This is a genomic window from Streptomyces sp. NBC_00647 (assembly GCF_045207245.1).
In the GTDB taxonomy this organism is placed as follows: Bacteria; Actinomycetota; Actinomycetes; order Streptomycetales; family Streptomycetaceae; genus Streptomyces.
This window is the reverse complement of the sequence record NZ_CP109040.1, coordinates 9,411,411-9,425,879: the sequence shown is the minus strand read 5'-3', so window position 1 is coordinate 9,425,879 and position 14,469 is coordinate 9,411,411. Positions and strand designations below refer to the sequence as shown.

Here is a 14,469-nt window from a genome sequence, read left to right as displayed (position 1 = left end):
GGAAGGTGTCATCCCGTTGTCCCTGTTCTGGCGGATCTTCGCGCTGAACGCGCTGGTGCTCGGAAGCGCCACCGCGCTGCTGCTGTGGGCTCCGGTGACCGTCTCCGTGCCGGTGGTGCTGACCGAGGCCGTGATCCTCGTGGGCGGTCTGGCCGTCATGCTGGTGGCCAACGCCGCCCTGCTGCGGATCGGGCTGGCTCCGGTCGCCCGGCTCAAGAAGCTGATGACCACCGTCGACCTGCTGCGCCCGGGCCGGCGGCTGCCGGAGCGTGGACGCGGGGAGATCTCCGAGCTGATCCGCACCTTCAACGCCATGCTGGAGCGCCTCGAGCATGAACGGGCCGCCAGCAGCGCCCGTGTCCTGATCGCGCAGGAGGCGGAACGGCGTCGTATCGCCCAGGAGCTCCACGACGAGGTCGGGCAGACGATGACCGCGATCCTGCTGTCCCTGAAGCGGTCGTCGGACGAGGCCGCCGAGCCCTTGCGCGGCGAGCTCCAGCAAGCGCAGGAGATCACCAGGGCGAGCCTGGACGAGGTGCGCCGTCTGGTGCGCCGACTGCGGCCCGGGGTGCTGGAGGATCTAGGTCTGGTCAGCGCCCTGACCTCACTGACCACCGAGTTCTCCACCCACACCGGACTGCGTGTGCTGCGCGCCTTCGACACCGGTCTGCCGCCCCTGGACCAGCAGACCGAACTGGTGCTGTACCGCGTCGCCCAGGAAGCCCTGACCAACGCCGCCCGGCACGCCGAGGCCGGGCGGGTCGAGGTGAGCCTGCGCCACACCGGTGGCACGGTCGTCCTCGCCGTCACGGACGACGGCCACGGGTGCGGCGTCGCGCGGGAGGGCGCCGGGATCCGCGGGATGCGTGAGCGTGCCCTGCTCATCGGGGCCACTCTCGACATCACCTCCGCGTCCTCCGGTACGCAGATCCGGCTGACCGTGCCCGACCCGAGGAAGCAGTCATGACCCCGTCCGACGCCTCCGTGATCCGTATCCTTCTCGCCGACGACCACGCGCTGGTACGACGCGGGGTGCGGCTCATCCTCGACAGCGAGCCGGATCTCGAGGTCGTCGCCGAGGCGGGGGACGGCGCGGAGGCCATCGCCATGGCCCGCGAACACGCGGTCGACCTGGTCGTACTGGACATCGCCATGCCCCGGATGACGGGTCTGCAGGCCGCCCGCGAGCTCATCGCGCTGAAGCCGGGCGTACGCGTCCTGATGCTGACGATGCACGACAACGAGCAGTACTTCTTCCGGGCGTTGAAGGTGGGCGCCAGCGGATACGTGCTGAAGTCCGTGGCCGACCGCGATCTGGTCGCCGCCTGCCGGGCCGCCATGCGGGACGAGCCCTTCCTGTACCCGGGCGCGGTCACCGCGCTCGTCCGCAACTACCTCGACCGCGTCCACGACGGCGAGGAGCTCCCCGAGCAGGTCCTCACCCCCCGCGAGGAGGAAGTGCTCAAGCTCGTGGCCGAGGGCCACTCCTCCAAGGAGATCGCCGAGATGCTCTTCATCAGCATCAAGACCGTCCACCGGCACCGGGCGAACATGCTCCACAAGCTCGGTCTGCGCGACCGCCTGGAGCTCACGCGGTACGCGATCCGTGCCGGCCTCATCGAGCCCTGACCTCCGCCCCGCCGACCGCCTCAGGGCTCCGGCCCCACTCCCCCGTCGGAGCCCTGAGGCCTCCCCCGGCCTGAGCCCCGGCCCCACCGGCGCGCGGGACCGCTTCCGACCGGCCATCACCGGCCGAGACATCTCCATGCCCCTGTCCCGATCACCGCCGCCACTGTCCTGGCCGCGTTCGCCTGCCGGAGGCCCGCCTTGACCCGCGCCCTGCGCATCCGAGGACTGCTCGCTCTCGCCGCTGTCGCCCTGTCGCTCTACGTCGCCTTCACCGTGCCCGTCCACCTTGGACTGGATCTGCGCGGTGGAACCCAGATCGTGCTGGAAACCCGCCCCACGTCACCCGCCGACGGCTCCGACTCCGACTCCGACTATCAGGCCACGGACCGCACCGTGGAGGTGCTGCGGGGCCGCATCGACGCGCTCGGAGTCGCCGAACCCACCATCGTCCGCTCCGGCAGCGACCGGATCGTCGTCGAACTGCCCGGAGTGCAGGACCCCAGGAAAGCCACTGATGTTCTGGGCCGCACGGCTCAGCTCACCTTCCACCCGGTCCTCGGCAGCGCCGCCGACGCGGAGGACAAGCCCGCGTCCCTGCCCAAGCGGCCTCGCCAGCTGGTCCTGCCCGACGAGTCCGGCCGGTTCCTGCGCCTGCAGTCCGCCACGCTGGCCGGCAAGGACGTCGACGAAGCCGCCGCCCGTTTCGACCAGCAGGGCGGTGCCGGGTGGCATGTCACCGTCGACTTCAAGGGGGCCGGCCGCGACGGATGGGCCCGCCTGACCGGCGAGGCCGCCTGCCGTCCGGCGGGAGATCCGTCCCGCCGTGTCGCCATCGTCCTGGACTCCAAGGTCATCTCATCGCCCGAGGTCGATCCCTCGGTGTCCTGCGGTTCCGGGATCGGCGGCGGCTCCACCCGGATCACCGGCTCCTTCGGCGACGGCGAGGCACGCGAACTGGCCCTACTCATCAACGGCGGCGCCCTGCCCGTGCCCGTGGAGACCGTCGAGCAGCGCATCATCGGTCCCACCCTCGGCGCGGAGGCCATCGCGGCCGGCGCCTGGGCCGCCGTCCTCGGCACCGCCCTGACCGCGCTGTTCATCGGCATCGTCTACCGGCTCATGGGTGTCCTGGCCACCATCGGTCTGGCCTGCTACGCCCTGATCTCGTACGCCGCCCTGGCCGCCGTCGGCGCCACCCTCACGCTGCCCGGACTCGCCGGGTTCGTGCTGGCCATCGGCATGGCGGTGGACGCCGACGTGCTCGTCCTCGAGCGCGCCCGCGAAGACTACGCCGCACGAAAACGTCCCACCCCGCGCTCGTCCCTGACCGCCGGATTCCGCGGTGCCTTCAGCGCGATCGCCGACTCGAACGTCACCACCCTCATCGCCGCCGGCCTGCTCTATTTCCTCGCCACCGGACCCGTACGCGGCTTCGGCGTCACGCTGGGCATCGGCGTCCTCGCGTCCATGTTCAGCGCCCTGGTGATCACGCGTGTCCTCGCGGAGTACGCCGCCGCGCGCTCCCTGATACGCCGCCGTCCCCGCGCCACCGGCATCGCCCACACCGGCCGTGTCCGCGACCACCTCACCCGGAGGAATCCCGACCTGATGCGCGCCCCGCGCCGCTGGCTGGCCGCCTCCGCCGCGGCTCTCGTCCTGGCCGCCTCCGGAATCGCAGTGCGCGGCCTCGACCTCGGCATCGAATTCACCGGCGGCCGGCTGATCGAATACTCCACCGCGACCCCCGTCGACCCCGACCGGTTGCGCGGCGCGCTCGCCGACGCGGGGTTCCCGCGGGCCGTCGTCCAGACCTCCGGCGACCGTCAACTCACCGTCAGGACAGACCAGCTGACCAACGCTCAGGCAGCCACGATCACCCAAGTCGTCGGCGACCTGACCACACGGGCCGACAAACTCCGCGACGAGACCATCGGCCCGAGCCTCGGCAAGGAGCTGCGCCAGGGCGCTCTGGTCGCCCTCGTGATCGCGCTTGCCGCCCAACTCCTCTACCTGGCCGCCCGTTTCCGCTGGCTGCTGGGAACCGCGGCGGTCGCCGCGCTGGCCCACGACGTCGTGATCCTCGTCGGTGTCTTCGCCTGGCTCGGCAAGCCCGTCGACGGCGTCTTCCTCGCCGCGCTCCTGACGGTCATCGGCTACTCCGTCAACGACTCGGTCGTCGTCTTCGACCGTGTCAGGGAACTGCGGCGCCAGGACAGCAGGGTGCCGTTCGCCCGCACGGCCAACAAGGCGCTCCTCCAGACCCTTCCGCGTACCGTCAACACCGGTATGGGCGCCGCCTTCATCCTCACGGCACTGGCGGTCCTCGGCGGCGACACCCTGGCGGACTTCGCCCTCGCTCTCCTCATCGGCCTGGCAGTGGGCACCTACTCCTCCATGTTCACCGCCACCCCCCTGGCCATCGAACTGGACGACCGCGCCCGCTCGTCGGCCGGACGCGTACCCGCCCTCGGCTCCGGAGGGCGCCGGTTCCGATGAAGGCGTGCGCGGACGACACCGAGCAACGGCTGCCGCATCCGCCGCGAGCGCATCAACACACCTGATTCGGGGAGGAGTTGCCTGTCGGAGCCCCGGGCGATCCCTGGGCTCGCACGTGACGCAGGTGTCCAGCGTGAGGAGTTCCATGACCACGGCACGACGGATTCCGGACATCCTCTCGGCCGAGTTCGCGGCGGATCCCTACTCCGCCTACCGAGTGATGCGGGAGGAACACCCCGCCATGGAGGCTCGGGGCGCGGACGAGCCGACCCACCCGACGGCCACCGCGTCCGACAACCCGGCCGGGGCCGCGCCCGAGACGCCCGTCGGCCACACCGAGGAACAGCCCTCGGAGCAGGCGGATCCCGCACCCCCGGCAGCTCCGGCAGCTCCCGCAGCTCCCGCAGCTCCCGCAGCTCCCGCAGCTCCCGCAGCTCCCGCAGCTCCCGCAGCTCCCGCAGCTCCCGCGACGAGCGTCCCCGTGATGGGCCTCCTCAAGGAACCCGCCGCCGCTCAATCCGTCACAGTGCCCCAGGCGGCACCGGCCGAAGCGGGGCAGCACCTCGCCGCTCTCGCCGGTCAGGCGACCACCGGCATTCCTCACCTCTCGCCCGCGGACCGGGTCGTACCGGCCCCCGCGCCACAGCCTCGGCGGCGCGGGATCGGCTGGGGTGTCATCACGGCAACTCTCGTGGCGAGCGCGGTCATCGCCGGTGGTGCCACGGCCGCCGCGGTGTGGCTGACCTCCGACCGGTCCGCCGCTCAGCCGCACACGGTTCGGGCCACCTCCGACGCCGTGCCCGAGGGAGCCGGCACTCCCGCTCCGCCTTCGGCGTCGGACCCGGCCCCGCCCAGCGGCCCGTCCACCGACCCTTCCGGCTCGGATGTGCCGGAGTCCGCCTCGCCGACATCGCCGGAGGACATCGCCACCGAGGTGCAGAGTCTGCTGGAGGAGAACGACCCGCTGCGCGCGCGGGTGGGGAGTGCCATCGCCACGGCCAAGAACTGCACGGAGGAGTCGAGTTCGGTCAGGGACGCGCGGGACGGTCTGGAGGACGTGGCGGAGACGCGCGACGACTTCGTCCGCCGGATCGGCCTGCTGACCCCGCAGGCGGACGGCGACCTGGCCGAGGCTCTGGACGATCTGTCCCGGGCGTGGACGGCATCCGCGGAGGCGGACCGGGCGTACGCCTCCTGGGCCACGGACATCGTCGACTCGGTCGACGCCTACGGGGTCGCGGGATGCGGGCATGGCCAAGTGCCCGGCGAGGACTACGAGGCCGCACCCCACAACAGGGATGCGAGCAGGGCGAAGAAGGCCTTCACCAAGGTGTGGAATCCCATCGCCCTGCGGTACGGCCTGGCAGAGGCGGATCCCGACCGCATCTAGCGCATCTGCCGAACCGGGCGTCGGTCGCCGGCCGGCGACCGGCGCTCAGCGCCCGGTCTCGGCTTCGAGCTGCGCCTCGATCTCCGCGTCGGCCACGGTGATCGCGACGCCGAGCGCCTCGGTGATGTGGCCGGCCGCCGTCATGACGCGGGCGGTACCCACGATGGGGGCGATGGCCACCAGGACGTCCTGCACCTCAGCGATGGTCAGACCGGCCTCGATGGCGGGGGCGATGTGCGCGAGGTAGGAGATGGGGGGCGCGTCCGAGGCCGCGAGTGCCGCGATGCGGGTGAGGATCAGCGTGTCCGGGGGCAGTCCGCACCGCTCGAGGGAGTCGACGGTCATGGCGGCGAGGGTGTCCAGGACAGGGGTTTCGGATGCGGTGGTCATGGCGGCCGGCCTCCTGATGCGCTGACGGGGGCGCTGGAGGCGGAAGGAGCTGCTGTCCGCGGGCGCCACTCTGTGCGTCAACCGTAGAAGCATTTCGGGCAGGGCGCGCGCGGAGCCCGGTCGGTCCGGGAGCGCCCGTCCTGACCGGGGCGGCCCGGCCGTCGGGCCGCCACCTGCGGTCAGGGCGAACGCTGTTCGGCGTCCGGCGTCCGGCACCTCTCGACTCCCGATCGGACGGGTCACCCGACCATGGCCGGCGGTCGGGCGGGACGAGTTCCGGCCGAGATCACCGCGATCCCGAGGCGAGAACTCGTCCCCCGCGTCCGCGAGGACCTCGGTCAGGACCCGACGTACGCCGAGAGGTGTTCGCCGGTGAGGGTGGAGCGGGCGGCGACGAGGTCGGCCGGCGTGCCCTCGAAGACGAGCCTGCCGCCGTCGTGACCGGCGCCCGGCCCGAGGTCGATGATCCAGTCGGCGTGTGCCATGACCGCCTGGTGGTGCTCGACGACGATCACCGACTTGCCCGAGTCGACGATCCGGTCGAGCAGACCGAGCAACTGCTCGACGTCGGCGAGGTGCAGGCCGGTGGTCGGCTCGTCGAGGACGTAGACGCCTCCCTTGTCCGCCATGTGCGTGGCCAGCTTGAGCCGCTGCCGCTCGCCGCCGGACAACGTGGTGAGCGGCTGCCCGAGGGTGAGATAGCCGAGCCCGACATCGGCGAGCCGCGTGAGGATCCGCTGCGCGGCCGGGGTGTGCGCGTCCTCGGTGCCGAAGAACTCCTCGGCCTCCTCGACCGACATCGCGAGCACCTCACTGATGTCCCGGCCGCCGAGGCGGTACTCCAGGACCGACGCGTCGAACCGCTTGCCCTCGCAGTCCTCACAGGTGGTGGCGACGCCGGCCATCATCGCCAGGTCCGTGTAGATGACGCCGGCACCGTTGCAGGTGGGGCAGGCGCCCTCGGAGTTGGCGCTGAAGAGTGCCGGCTTCACGTCGTTGGCCTTCGCGAACGCCTTGCGGATCGGGTCGAGCAGACCCGTGTACGTCGCCGGGTTGCTCCGCCGCGAGCCGCGGATCGGAGTCTGGTCGATCGACACCACACCCTCGCCGGCCGGGATGGACCCGTGCACGAGCGAGCTCTTGCCGGAGCCGGCGACGCCGGTGACGACGACCAGCACCCCCAGCGGGACGTCGACGTCGACGTCCCGCAGGTTGTTCGCCGACGCGCCGCGGATCTCCAGCGTGCCGGTGGGCTCGCGCAAGGTCTCCTTGACGGAGGCCCGGTCGTCGAAATGGCGGCCGGTGACGGTGTCGCCGGCCCGCAACTCCTCGACGGTTCCCTCGAAGCAGACGGAGCCACCCCCCGTACCGGCGCCGGGGCCGAGGTCGACGACATGGTCGGCGATGGCGATCGTCTCCGGCTTGTGCTCCACGACGAGCACCGTGTTGCCCTTGTCGCGCAGCCGCAGCAACAGGTCGTTCATGCGCTGGATGTCGTGGGGGTGCAGGCCCGCCGTGGGCTCGTCGAAGACATAGGTGACGTCGGTGAGCGAGGAGCCGAGGTGGCGGATCATCTTGACGCGCTGTGCCTCGCCGCCGGACAGCGTGCCCGACGTGCGGTCGAGGGCGAGGTAGCCCAGGCCGATCTCCACGAACGAGTCGAGGGTCTGCTGGAGCGCGGAGAGCAGCGGCGCCACCGACGGCTCGTCGAGACCGCGGATCCATTCGGCCAGGTCACTGATCTGCATGGCGCAGGCGTCGGCGATGCTGATCCGCTTGATCTTCGAGGACCTCGCGCCCTCGCTGAGCCGGGTGCCGTCGCACTCCGGACAGGTGGTGAAGGTGACCGCACGGTCCACGAACGCCCGGATGTGCGCCTGCATCGCCTCCTTGTCCTTGGAGAGCATCGACTTCTGGATCCGCGGGATCAGACCCTCGTACGTCATGTTGATGCCCGCGATCTTCATCCGGGTCGGCTCGTGGTGGAGGAAGTCGTGCAGCTCCTTCTTCGTGTACTTGCGGATCGGCTTGTCCGGGTCGACGAAGCCCGACTCCTTGTAGAGCCGCATGTTCCAGCCGTCCGAGCCGTAGCCGGGGATGGTGATGGCGCCGTCGTTGAGGGACTTGGAGTCGTCGTAGAGCTGGGTGAGGTCGATGTCGGAGACCGTGCCCCGGCCCTCGCAGCGCCCGCACATCCCGCCGGTGCGGTTGAAGGTCGCCTTCACGGTCTTCTTGGCACCGCGCTCCACGGTGATGGCACCGCTCGCCTTGACCGAGGGGACGTTGAAGGCGTAGGCGCTGGGCGGGCCGATGTGCGGCTTCCCCAGCCTGCTGAAGAGGATGCGCAGCATGGCGTTGGCGTCCGTGGCGGTGCCGACCGTGGAGCGGGGGTCGGAACCCATCCGCTGCTGGTCGACGATGATCGCGGTGGTCAGCCCTTCCAGGACGTCGACCTCGGGCCGCGCGAGCGTGGGCATGAATCCCTGCACGAAACTGCTGTAGGTCTCGTTGATCAGCCGCTGTGACTCGGCGGCGATCGTGTTGAACACCAGCGAGCTCTTGCCCGAGCCGGACACTCCGGTGAACACCGTCAGCCGGCGCTTCGGGATCTCGATGCTGACGTCCTTGAGATTGTTCTCCCGCGCGCCGAGCACGCGGATCAGATCGTGGCTGTCGGCACCGTGCGGCGCAGGCGACTGCGTGTCCGTCCTCGTGGCCTTGCTCATCGTGTCTCCATCTGTCGGGCGGGGCCGCCCTCGCGGTCCCCGCCGGCATCGCCTGGCTCGATCCAACCAGCTGCGCGCGGTACGCCGGGTGCTTCTCGGCCGGTTCCGGCCGCTCGGTCGCGGCCACCGTCCACGACGTACCGCACCGGCGGTGCGTGCCGACGTGATGTGCCGAGGTCCCTGCGGACACGCTAGGTGAGGCCCGGTGGCCGGCGCTTCTCGATTCCTGACCGTTTCCGGTCCGGCCGCCGTCGCCGGGCGTGATCACTGCCGACCGGCCGGACGCGCACTCAGCCGTCGGCGAGCGGGATACGGAGGCAGACGGTGCCGCGCAGGTCCAGCCAGGCGGCGTCCGGACCGCGGACCAGGCGGAGAACGACCTGGGCGCAGTCCGGGCAGCGGGCGACCAGTCCCGGGGCCTTGCCGTAGACCCGCAGTCGGGCCAGCGGGCCCGAACTGCCGCACCCGGTGCAGGAACTGACGGCCGTCGTCACATCGACGGCGAACACCTCCGAGAGGGGGCCGGCCAGGGCATTGCCGTCCTGGTAGGTGTCGTCGTCGTAGGACTCGTCGACGGGGAGCGTACTCATGTCAGCCTCCGCTGGGACCGAAGCGTTCGGTGCGGATGAGATCGGGAGCGTGGCCGAGGCCGACCAACTGGTCGGCCGCGCTCTCGACGAAGCCGGTCGGGCCGCAGACGTAGACGGTCGGCTCGAAGTCGACGGGCCGGCCGGCCGCCACCAGGTCCTCGGGCCGCAGCCGGCCCGGCGGACGCCGCGATCCGTCCGGGGCACCCCGTGTGTACACGTAGGCGACGTCCAACCCCGGCTCCGTGTGCCGGAGTTCGTCCTGGTACAGCCGGTCCTCGGGGGTACGCACCGAGTAGACCAGCCGGAACGGCGACCGGACTCCGTCGGCTCGCCGCGTGCGGATCATGGCCATGAGCGGTACGAGGCCGGAGCCGCCGGCGACCAGCAGCACGGGTTCGGTCTGTTCGGGGCGCCAGACGAACCAGCCGCCGACCGGTCCGCGCAGCTCCACCGCGTCGCCGATGCCCAGGTCGTCCACCAGATACGGCGACACCTCCCCGTCCGTGACGCGCTGGATCGTGAGCTCGACATGGTCCTGGTGGGGGGCGGAAGCGATCGAGTAGCTGCGCTGGGTGCTGTAGCCGTCGTCGGCCGTCAGCCGCACGTCCACGTGCTGGCCGGCCAGGTGCCCCGGCCACCCCGGAACCTCGAGCACCAGGGTGCGGGCCGCCGGTGTCTCCGCTCGCCGGTCCGCCAGCGTGGCCGTACGCCATCGCAGCCGGTCTCCTAGTCGCCTTGGTACCGCTGCTCGCGCCATGGGTCTCCGTAGTCGTGATAGCCCGCGCTCTCCCAGAAGCCTGGTTCGTCCTCGAGGAGCAGCTGGATCCCGCGCACCCACTTCGCCGACTTCCAGAGGTACAGGTGCGGCACCAGCAACCGGGCCGGTCCGCCGTGCTCGGGGGTGACGTCCTCGCCGTCGTAGCCGTAGGCGATCCAGGCCTTGCCGTCGAGCAGGTCGTCGAGGGGGAGGTTGGTGGTGTAGCCCCCGTAGGAGTGGACCAGTGCGTAGTCGGCGGCCGTTTCGACGTCCTGCAGCAGGAGGTCCAGCGAGACGCCCTGCCACTGGGTGCCGAACTTGGACCACTTGGTGACACAGTGCAGGTCGACGGTCGGACGCTCGGAAGGCAGCGCCATCAGATCGGTCCAGGACCAGGTGTGCGCGGTCCCGGCCTCGGTCGTCACCGTGAACTGCCAGGTGTCACGGCTGACCCGAGGCGTGGGCCCGGCCGACAGCACCGGGAAGTCGTACGTCTCGTACTGTCCTGGCGGCAGCCGGACGTCCGAGGACCGCGGCCGCCCCCGGAAGCCCGGAGAGAATGTCACCACAGTGCCGTCCTTCCTGGTCCAGGGTGCCCAGACGATTCTCCCTCGCATGGGCGGGGGCCGCACGGTCGGCCGGTCTCAGCCCGCGGCCGCCCGTCGTCCCGGCACCGCCGAGGGGCGGCGGCAGGTGGACCGGTCAGGTCTGGGGCGAGAATCGGAGGGTGACCATGCCATCCGATACGTCGCCCATGTCAGGCCAGAGTCAGTGCGGCAAGGACGTTCGAAGCCCGTTGCGCTCGTTTCTGCGGACGGAGACCGGCAGTGCCGCCGTGCTGCTCGCCGCCGCCGTGGTCGCGCTGGCCTGGGCCAACATCGGCCCGGACTCGTACGCAACGGTGTGGAGCACCGAGCTGTCCATCCGCGTCGGGTCGGGTGGAGTGTCACTGGACCTGCGCGAGTGGGTGAACAGCGGCCTGATGACGCTGTTCTTCTTCGTCGTCGGCCTGGAGGCGCGCCGCGAGTTCGACCTGGGAGAGCTGCGCGAGCGCCGCCGGGTCACCCTGCCGCTGCTGGCCGGCCTCAGCGGCATGATCGTCCCCGTCGTCGTCTATCTGGCCATCACCGCGGGCCACGGTTCCGCTGCGCACGGCTGGGGTGCCGCGATGTCGACGGACACCGCCTTCGCCCTGGGCATGCTCGCCGTCTTCGGGTCGCGACTGCCCACCAACCTGCGGGTCTTCATCCTCACCGTCGCCGTCGTGGACGACTTCCTGGCCCTGGCCGTCATCGTCGTCGCCTACAGCGAAGCCATCTCGCTGCCCGCGCTGCTGACGGCGCTCGGCCTGTTCGTGGTCGTCCTGTTGCTGCGGCGCACCGTCGGCGCGCGGATTCCGGCCCTGTACGGCGTGCTGGGCGTGGCGATCTGGGTCGCGCTCCTGAAGTCGGGCATCGACCCGGTGGTGACGGGTCTCGCGATGGGCATGATGACCTACGCGTACGCGGCCGAGCGCAGCGATCTGGAACACGCCAGCCGGCTGTTCCGGCGCTTTCGCGAGCAGCCGACCCCGGAACTCGAGCGCACCGTGCGACGCGGCCTCGCCTCGACGCTCTCCCCCAACGAGCGGCTCCAGCAGATGTTCCATCCCTGGACCAGCTATGTGATCGTGCCGCTCTTCGCCCTCGCCAACACCGGCATCACCCTGAGCACCGGTCAGCTCGCCGACGCCTTCACCTCGCCGGTCACCCTCGGCATCCTCTTCGGCTACATGCTCGGCAAGCCCGTCGGCATCATCGGCGGCACCTGGCTCACGACGCGCGCGGCACGGGGACGTCTGCACCCACCCGTGGGCTGGGGCGCCATCACCGCGGGGGGCACCCTGGCCGGGGTGGGCTTCACCGTGGCCCTGCTGATCGCGTCGCTGGCCTTCGACGGCAGCCGTCTGGAGCAGGCGAAGATCGGCATTCTGGCCGCGGTGGCGGGCTCGTTCCTCCTCACCTGGGTCGTCACCCTGGTGATCGGCGCGCTCGGCGCGCGTTCCCGTGCGCGGGCTCTCCTCGGCAGCGGCCGGGCCATCATCGACCTCAGCGAGCCCGTCGACGTGGAGCACGACCATGTGCGCGGGCCGCTCGACGCACCCGTGACGCTCGTCGAGTACGGCGACTTCGAGTGTCCCTACTGCGGTCTGGCGGAGTCCGCGGTGCGCGAGCTGCTCGCCGACTTCGGTGACGTCCGCTATGTGTGGCGCCATCTTCCGCTCACCGATGTGCACCCCAACGCACAGCTCGCCGCGGAGGCCTCCGAGGCCGCGGCCCGTCAGGACCGCTACTGGGAGATGCACGACCTCCTCATGGCACACCAGGGCGACCTGGGTCCGAAGGACCTGCTCCGGTACGCCGCTCGCGTCGGCCTCGACAGCGAACGCTTCCGCGACGACCTCCGGGCCGGCGCGGGCACCGCCCGGGTGGCCAAGGATGTCGAGTCGGCCGACCTCAGCGGTGTCTCGGGCACGCCGACGTTCTTCGTCAACGGCCGCCGCCACTACGGCGCGTACGACATCGCCTCGCTGACGGCGGCCGTGCGCTCCGCGCGCCAGCGGGCAGCGCTCACGGGAGCGGGACAGGACACCTGAGGTCGTTGTTCGTGTCCCGGGCGTGCGCGGTGGCGGTTCAGGTCGCGCGGGCCCGGAGGCGGCGCAGCATACGGGCGTCCTCGAAGCCCACCGCGCGTGCGGCGGCGTCGACGGTCGTGCCGTGGCTGATGAGGTGCTCGGCGCGCTCCAGACGCAGGGCCTGCTGATAGCGCAGGGGTGTTAGGCCGCCGGTGGCGCGGGTGAAGAGGCGCGTGAGGGTGCGTTCGCTCACGCCGACGGCCGTGGCCAGGTCGGGCAGGGGTACTGACCGGTCGAAGCGGGCATCGAGCAGGTCCTGCGCGCGGTGCACGGTGTCGTCCAGGTGGGACCGGTACCGGAGCATCGCACTGGCCTGGGGTTCGTCGCCGTTGCGCCGTGCGTAGACGACCATGTCCCGGGCCACCTGCGCGGCGACGGCCGGGCCGTGCCGGGTGGCGATCAGGTGCAGGGCGAGGTCGATCCCGCTGGCGATGCCCGCCGAGGTGACCACCCGGTCGTCGGTGGTGTAGAGGACGTCGCGGACCACGGCCGCCCGAGGGTAGCGGCGGGCGAGATCGTCCTGGACGTCGTGGTGCGTGGTGCAGCGGCGGCCGTCGAGGAGCCCTGCCCGGCCGAGCGCGTCGGCTCCCGCACAGACACTGGCGACGGTGCCGCCCCTGGCGTGGTGGTCCCTGAGGACCCGCAGCCCTGCCTCACCGATGGCGGGGCCGGCATCCAGAGTGGGCGCCCGCCAGCCGGGTACCACGATCAGGTCCTCCGGGCCGAGCTCGGGCCAGTCGAGCCGCGCCACCAGCGGCAGGCCCTGTGCGGTGGGGATCTGCGCCCGCTCGGCGACGTAGTGGAGTGTGTAGGGGTGCCCGAAGTCGGTGGCCGTGGAGAAGACCTGTGCGGGGCCGGCCAGGTCCAGCAGATGGACTCCGGGCACCAGGAAGAAGACGATGTGGCTCACGATCCGGTCATCATGCCCGAGACGCGGCCGAGGTCTCCAGCTCGTCGACGGTGGCGATGGTGGCGAAGCGCCCCGCCAGGGCGTATTCCGTGCGCCTGATGACCTCCTCGGCGCCCAGGGTGCGGGGGTCCGCCAGCAGTTCCGCCACGCTCCGGTCGGCGGGGGCGTCACGGTGCGGGATGGGATTGGTCGCGGTGGCGTCGGAGACGAAGGTGACCGCGTAACCGAGGTCGCTCGCCAGACGGGTGGTGGTCTCCACGCACTGCTCGGTGCGGATTCCGCAGACGGTGAGCTCGCGGATGCCGCGCTCGGTGAGGAGCTGCTGGAGGTTGGTGGTGGTGAAGGCGTTGTGCGAGGTCTTGTGGATCAGCGGTTCCGCGTCCTCGCGCCGGAGCTCGTCCATCAGGCGGACGTGCCCGAGGGCGGGGTCGAACACGTCGCCGCTGCCGGGCTCCGAGTGCAGCACCCACACGACCGTGTCACCGGCCCGGCGGGCGAGCCGGACCAGTCGGTCCACCTGGTCGGCGATCTTCGGGTTGGAGATGGTCTCCCACAGGGGGCGGGCGCGGAAGGATTCCTGGACATCGATGACGATCAGTGCTCGGGTCATGCCCCCACTCTGACCGTCGCCCGCACGGTGGGGACAGACCTCATCGGGTCCGGGAGCGGACCGATCCGGTCACGCCGGGGATTCCCGTTCCGGTCGCGCCAGGAACCGGTCCGACGGTAGGCCGGGAACTCGTCCCCTCCGGCCGGCCCGGGAGTTGGTCACGTGGGTGCGTGGTGCTTCCGGCCGCCCGGGCCCTTGTCCCCGACTGACATCCGACGGACCTGATCGGGTGGGGGCCGGCACTGATCCCCCTGGACATACGGGCACGGACATGAAGACATGAGCCCATCAAGGCAG

At 71.2% G+C, this 14,469-nt stretch carries 12 protein-coding genes; 5 read left to right on the top strand and 7 right to left on the bottom strand.

Translation table 11 applies throughout. From position 1 onward, the window contains the following. The first annotated feature begins 16 nt into the window (after nt 1-16). The 4 genes from OG788_RS41375 (at nt 17) to OG788_RS41360 (ending at nt 5,515) form a co-directional block, all read left to right on the top strand. The gene (locus OG788_RS41375; RefSeq protein ID WP_406376059.1) at nt 17-967 is read left to right on the top strand and encodes a HAMP domain-containing sensor histidine kinase; all 951 of its coding nucleotides are present in this window, start codon (nt 17-19) and stop codon (nt 965-967) included. Next, entirely contained in the window at nt 964-1,629 is a 666-nt protein-coding gene (locus OG788_RS41370; RefSeq protein ID WP_351553545.1) for a response regulator transcription factor, read from the top strand. The genes OG788_RS41375 and OG788_RS41370 overlap by 4 nt, the downstream gene beginning before the upstream one ends. A gap of 198 nt (nt 1,630-1,827) precedes the next feature. Beyond that, nucleotides 1,828-4,125 (top strand): protein translocase subunit SecD, encoded by a 2,298-nt coding sequence (secD, locus tag OG788_RS41365; protein WP_406376058.1) that lies wholly within the window; start codon nt 1,828-1,830, stop codon nt 4,123-4,125. A gap of 145 nt (nt 4,126-4,270) precedes the next feature. Beyond that, the gene (locus tag OG788_RS41360; RefSeq protein ID WP_406376057.1) at nt 4,271-5,515 is read left to right on the top strand and encodes a hypothetical protein; all 1,245 of its coding nucleotides are present in this window, start codon (nt 4,271-4,273) and stop codon (nt 5,513-5,515) included. A gap of 45 nt (nt 5,516-5,560) precedes the next feature. Here the strand turns inward: OG788_RS41360 and OG788_RS41355 are convergent, their stop codons facing one another. The 5 genes from OG788_RS41355 to OG788_RS41335 form a co-directional block, all read right to left on the bottom strand. After that, on the bottom strand, nt 5,561-5,905 hold the full coding sequence (locus tag OG788_RS41355) for a carboxymuconolactone decarboxylase family protein (RefSeq protein ID WP_406376056.1): 345 nt from the start codon (nt 5,903-5,905) through the stop codon (nt 5,561-5,563). A 338-nt stretch (nt 5,906-6,243) separates the two neighbouring features. Continuing rightward, nucleotides 6,244-8,631, bottom strand: a complete 2,388-nt coding sequence (locus OG788_RS41350; RefSeq protein ID WP_406376055.1) for an ATP-binding cassette domain-containing protein — start codon at nt 8,629-8,631, stop codon at nt 6,244-6,246. 290 nt (nt 8,632-8,921) lie between these two features. Continuing rightward, on the bottom strand, nt 8,922-9,221 hold the full coding sequence (locus tag OG788_RS41345) for a DUF6510 family protein (protein ID WP_406376054.1): 300 nt from the start codon (nt 9,219-9,221) through the stop codon (nt 8,922-8,924). A 1-nt stretch (nt 9,222) separates the two neighbouring features. Beyond that, a complete protein-coding gene (locus OG788_RS41340) occupies nt 9,223-9,978 on the bottom strand; it encodes a ferredoxin reductase (protein ID WP_406376053.1) in 756 nt (251 codons plus the stop codon). Further along, a complete protein-coding gene (locus OG788_RS41335) occupies nt 9,948-10,595 on the bottom strand; it encodes a sulfite oxidase-like oxidoreductase (RefSeq protein WP_406376052.1) in 648 nt (215 codons plus the stop codon). Before OG788_RS41335 ends, OG788_RS41340 begins: the two co-directional genes overlap by 31 nt. Nucleotides 10,596-10,711: 116 nt before the next feature. Between OG788_RS41335 and nhaA the strand changes: the two genes are divergently transcribed. Continuing rightward, nucleotides 10,712-12,613: a Na+/H+ antiporter NhaA gene (nhaA, locus tag OG788_RS41330; protein ID WP_406376983.1), complete on the top strand. Its 1,902-nt coding sequence runs from the start codon at nt 10,712-10,714 to the stop codon at nt 12,611-12,613. 37 nt (nt 12,614-12,650) lie between these two features. Here the strand turns inward: nhaA and OG788_RS41325 are convergent, their stop codons facing one another. Both OG788_RS41325 and OG788_RS41320 read right to left on the bottom strand, forming a co-directional pair. Continuing rightward, entirely contained in the window at nt 12,651-13,562 is a 912-nt protein-coding gene (locus tag OG788_RS41325; RefSeq protein ID WP_406376051.1) for a GlxA family transcriptional regulator, read from the bottom strand. A gap of 10 nt (nt 13,563-13,572) precedes the next feature. Further along, complete coding sequence (locus tag OG788_RS41320; protein ID WP_356747648.1) at nt 13,573-14,172, bottom strand: isochorismatase family protein; 600 nt, start codon at nt 14,170-14,172, stop codon at nt 13,573-13,575. Nucleotides 14,173-14,469 lie beyond the last annotated feature (297 nt).

What these genes read in the sequence shown, in the direction of transcription:
- OG788_RS41370 (WP_351553545.1), top strand. Translation starts at nt 964, where the DNA reads ATGACCCCGTCCGACGCCTCCGTGATCCGTATCCTTCTCGCCGACGAC.
- OG788_RS41360 (WP_406376057.1), top strand. Translation starts at nt 4,271, where the DNA reads ATGACCACGGCACGACGGATTCCGGACATCCTCTCGGCCGAGTTCGCG.
- OG788_RS41355 (WP_406376056.1), bottom strand. Translation starts at nt 5,905, where the DNA reads ATGACCACCGCATCCGAAACCCCTGTCCTGGACACCCTCGCCGCCATG.
- OG788_RS41350 (WP_406376055.1), bottom strand. Translation starts at nt 8,631, where the DNA reads ATGAGCAAGGCCACGAGGACGGACACGCAGTCGCCTGCGCCGCACGGT.
- OG788_RS41345 (WP_406376054.1), bottom strand. Translation starts at nt 9,221, where the DNA reads ATGAGTACGCTCCCCGTCGACGAGTCCTACGACGACGACACCTACCAG.
- OG788_RS41340 (WP_406376053.1), bottom strand. Translation starts at nt 9,978, where the DNA reads ATGGCGCGAGCAGCGGTACCAAGGCGACTAGGAGACCGGCTGCGATGG.
- OG788_RS41335 (WP_406376052.1), bottom strand. Translation starts at nt 10,595, where the DNA reads ATGCGAGGGAGAATCGTCTGGGCACCCTGGACCAGGAAGGACGGCACT.
- nhaA (WP_406376983.1), top strand. Translation starts at nt 10,712, where the DNA reads ATGCCATCCGATACGTCGCCCATGTCAGGCCAGAGTCAGTGCGGCAAG.
- OG788_RS41320 (WP_356747648.1), bottom strand. Translation starts at nt 14,172, where the DNA reads ATGACCCGAGCACTGATCGTCATCGATGTCCAGGAATCCTTCCGCGCC.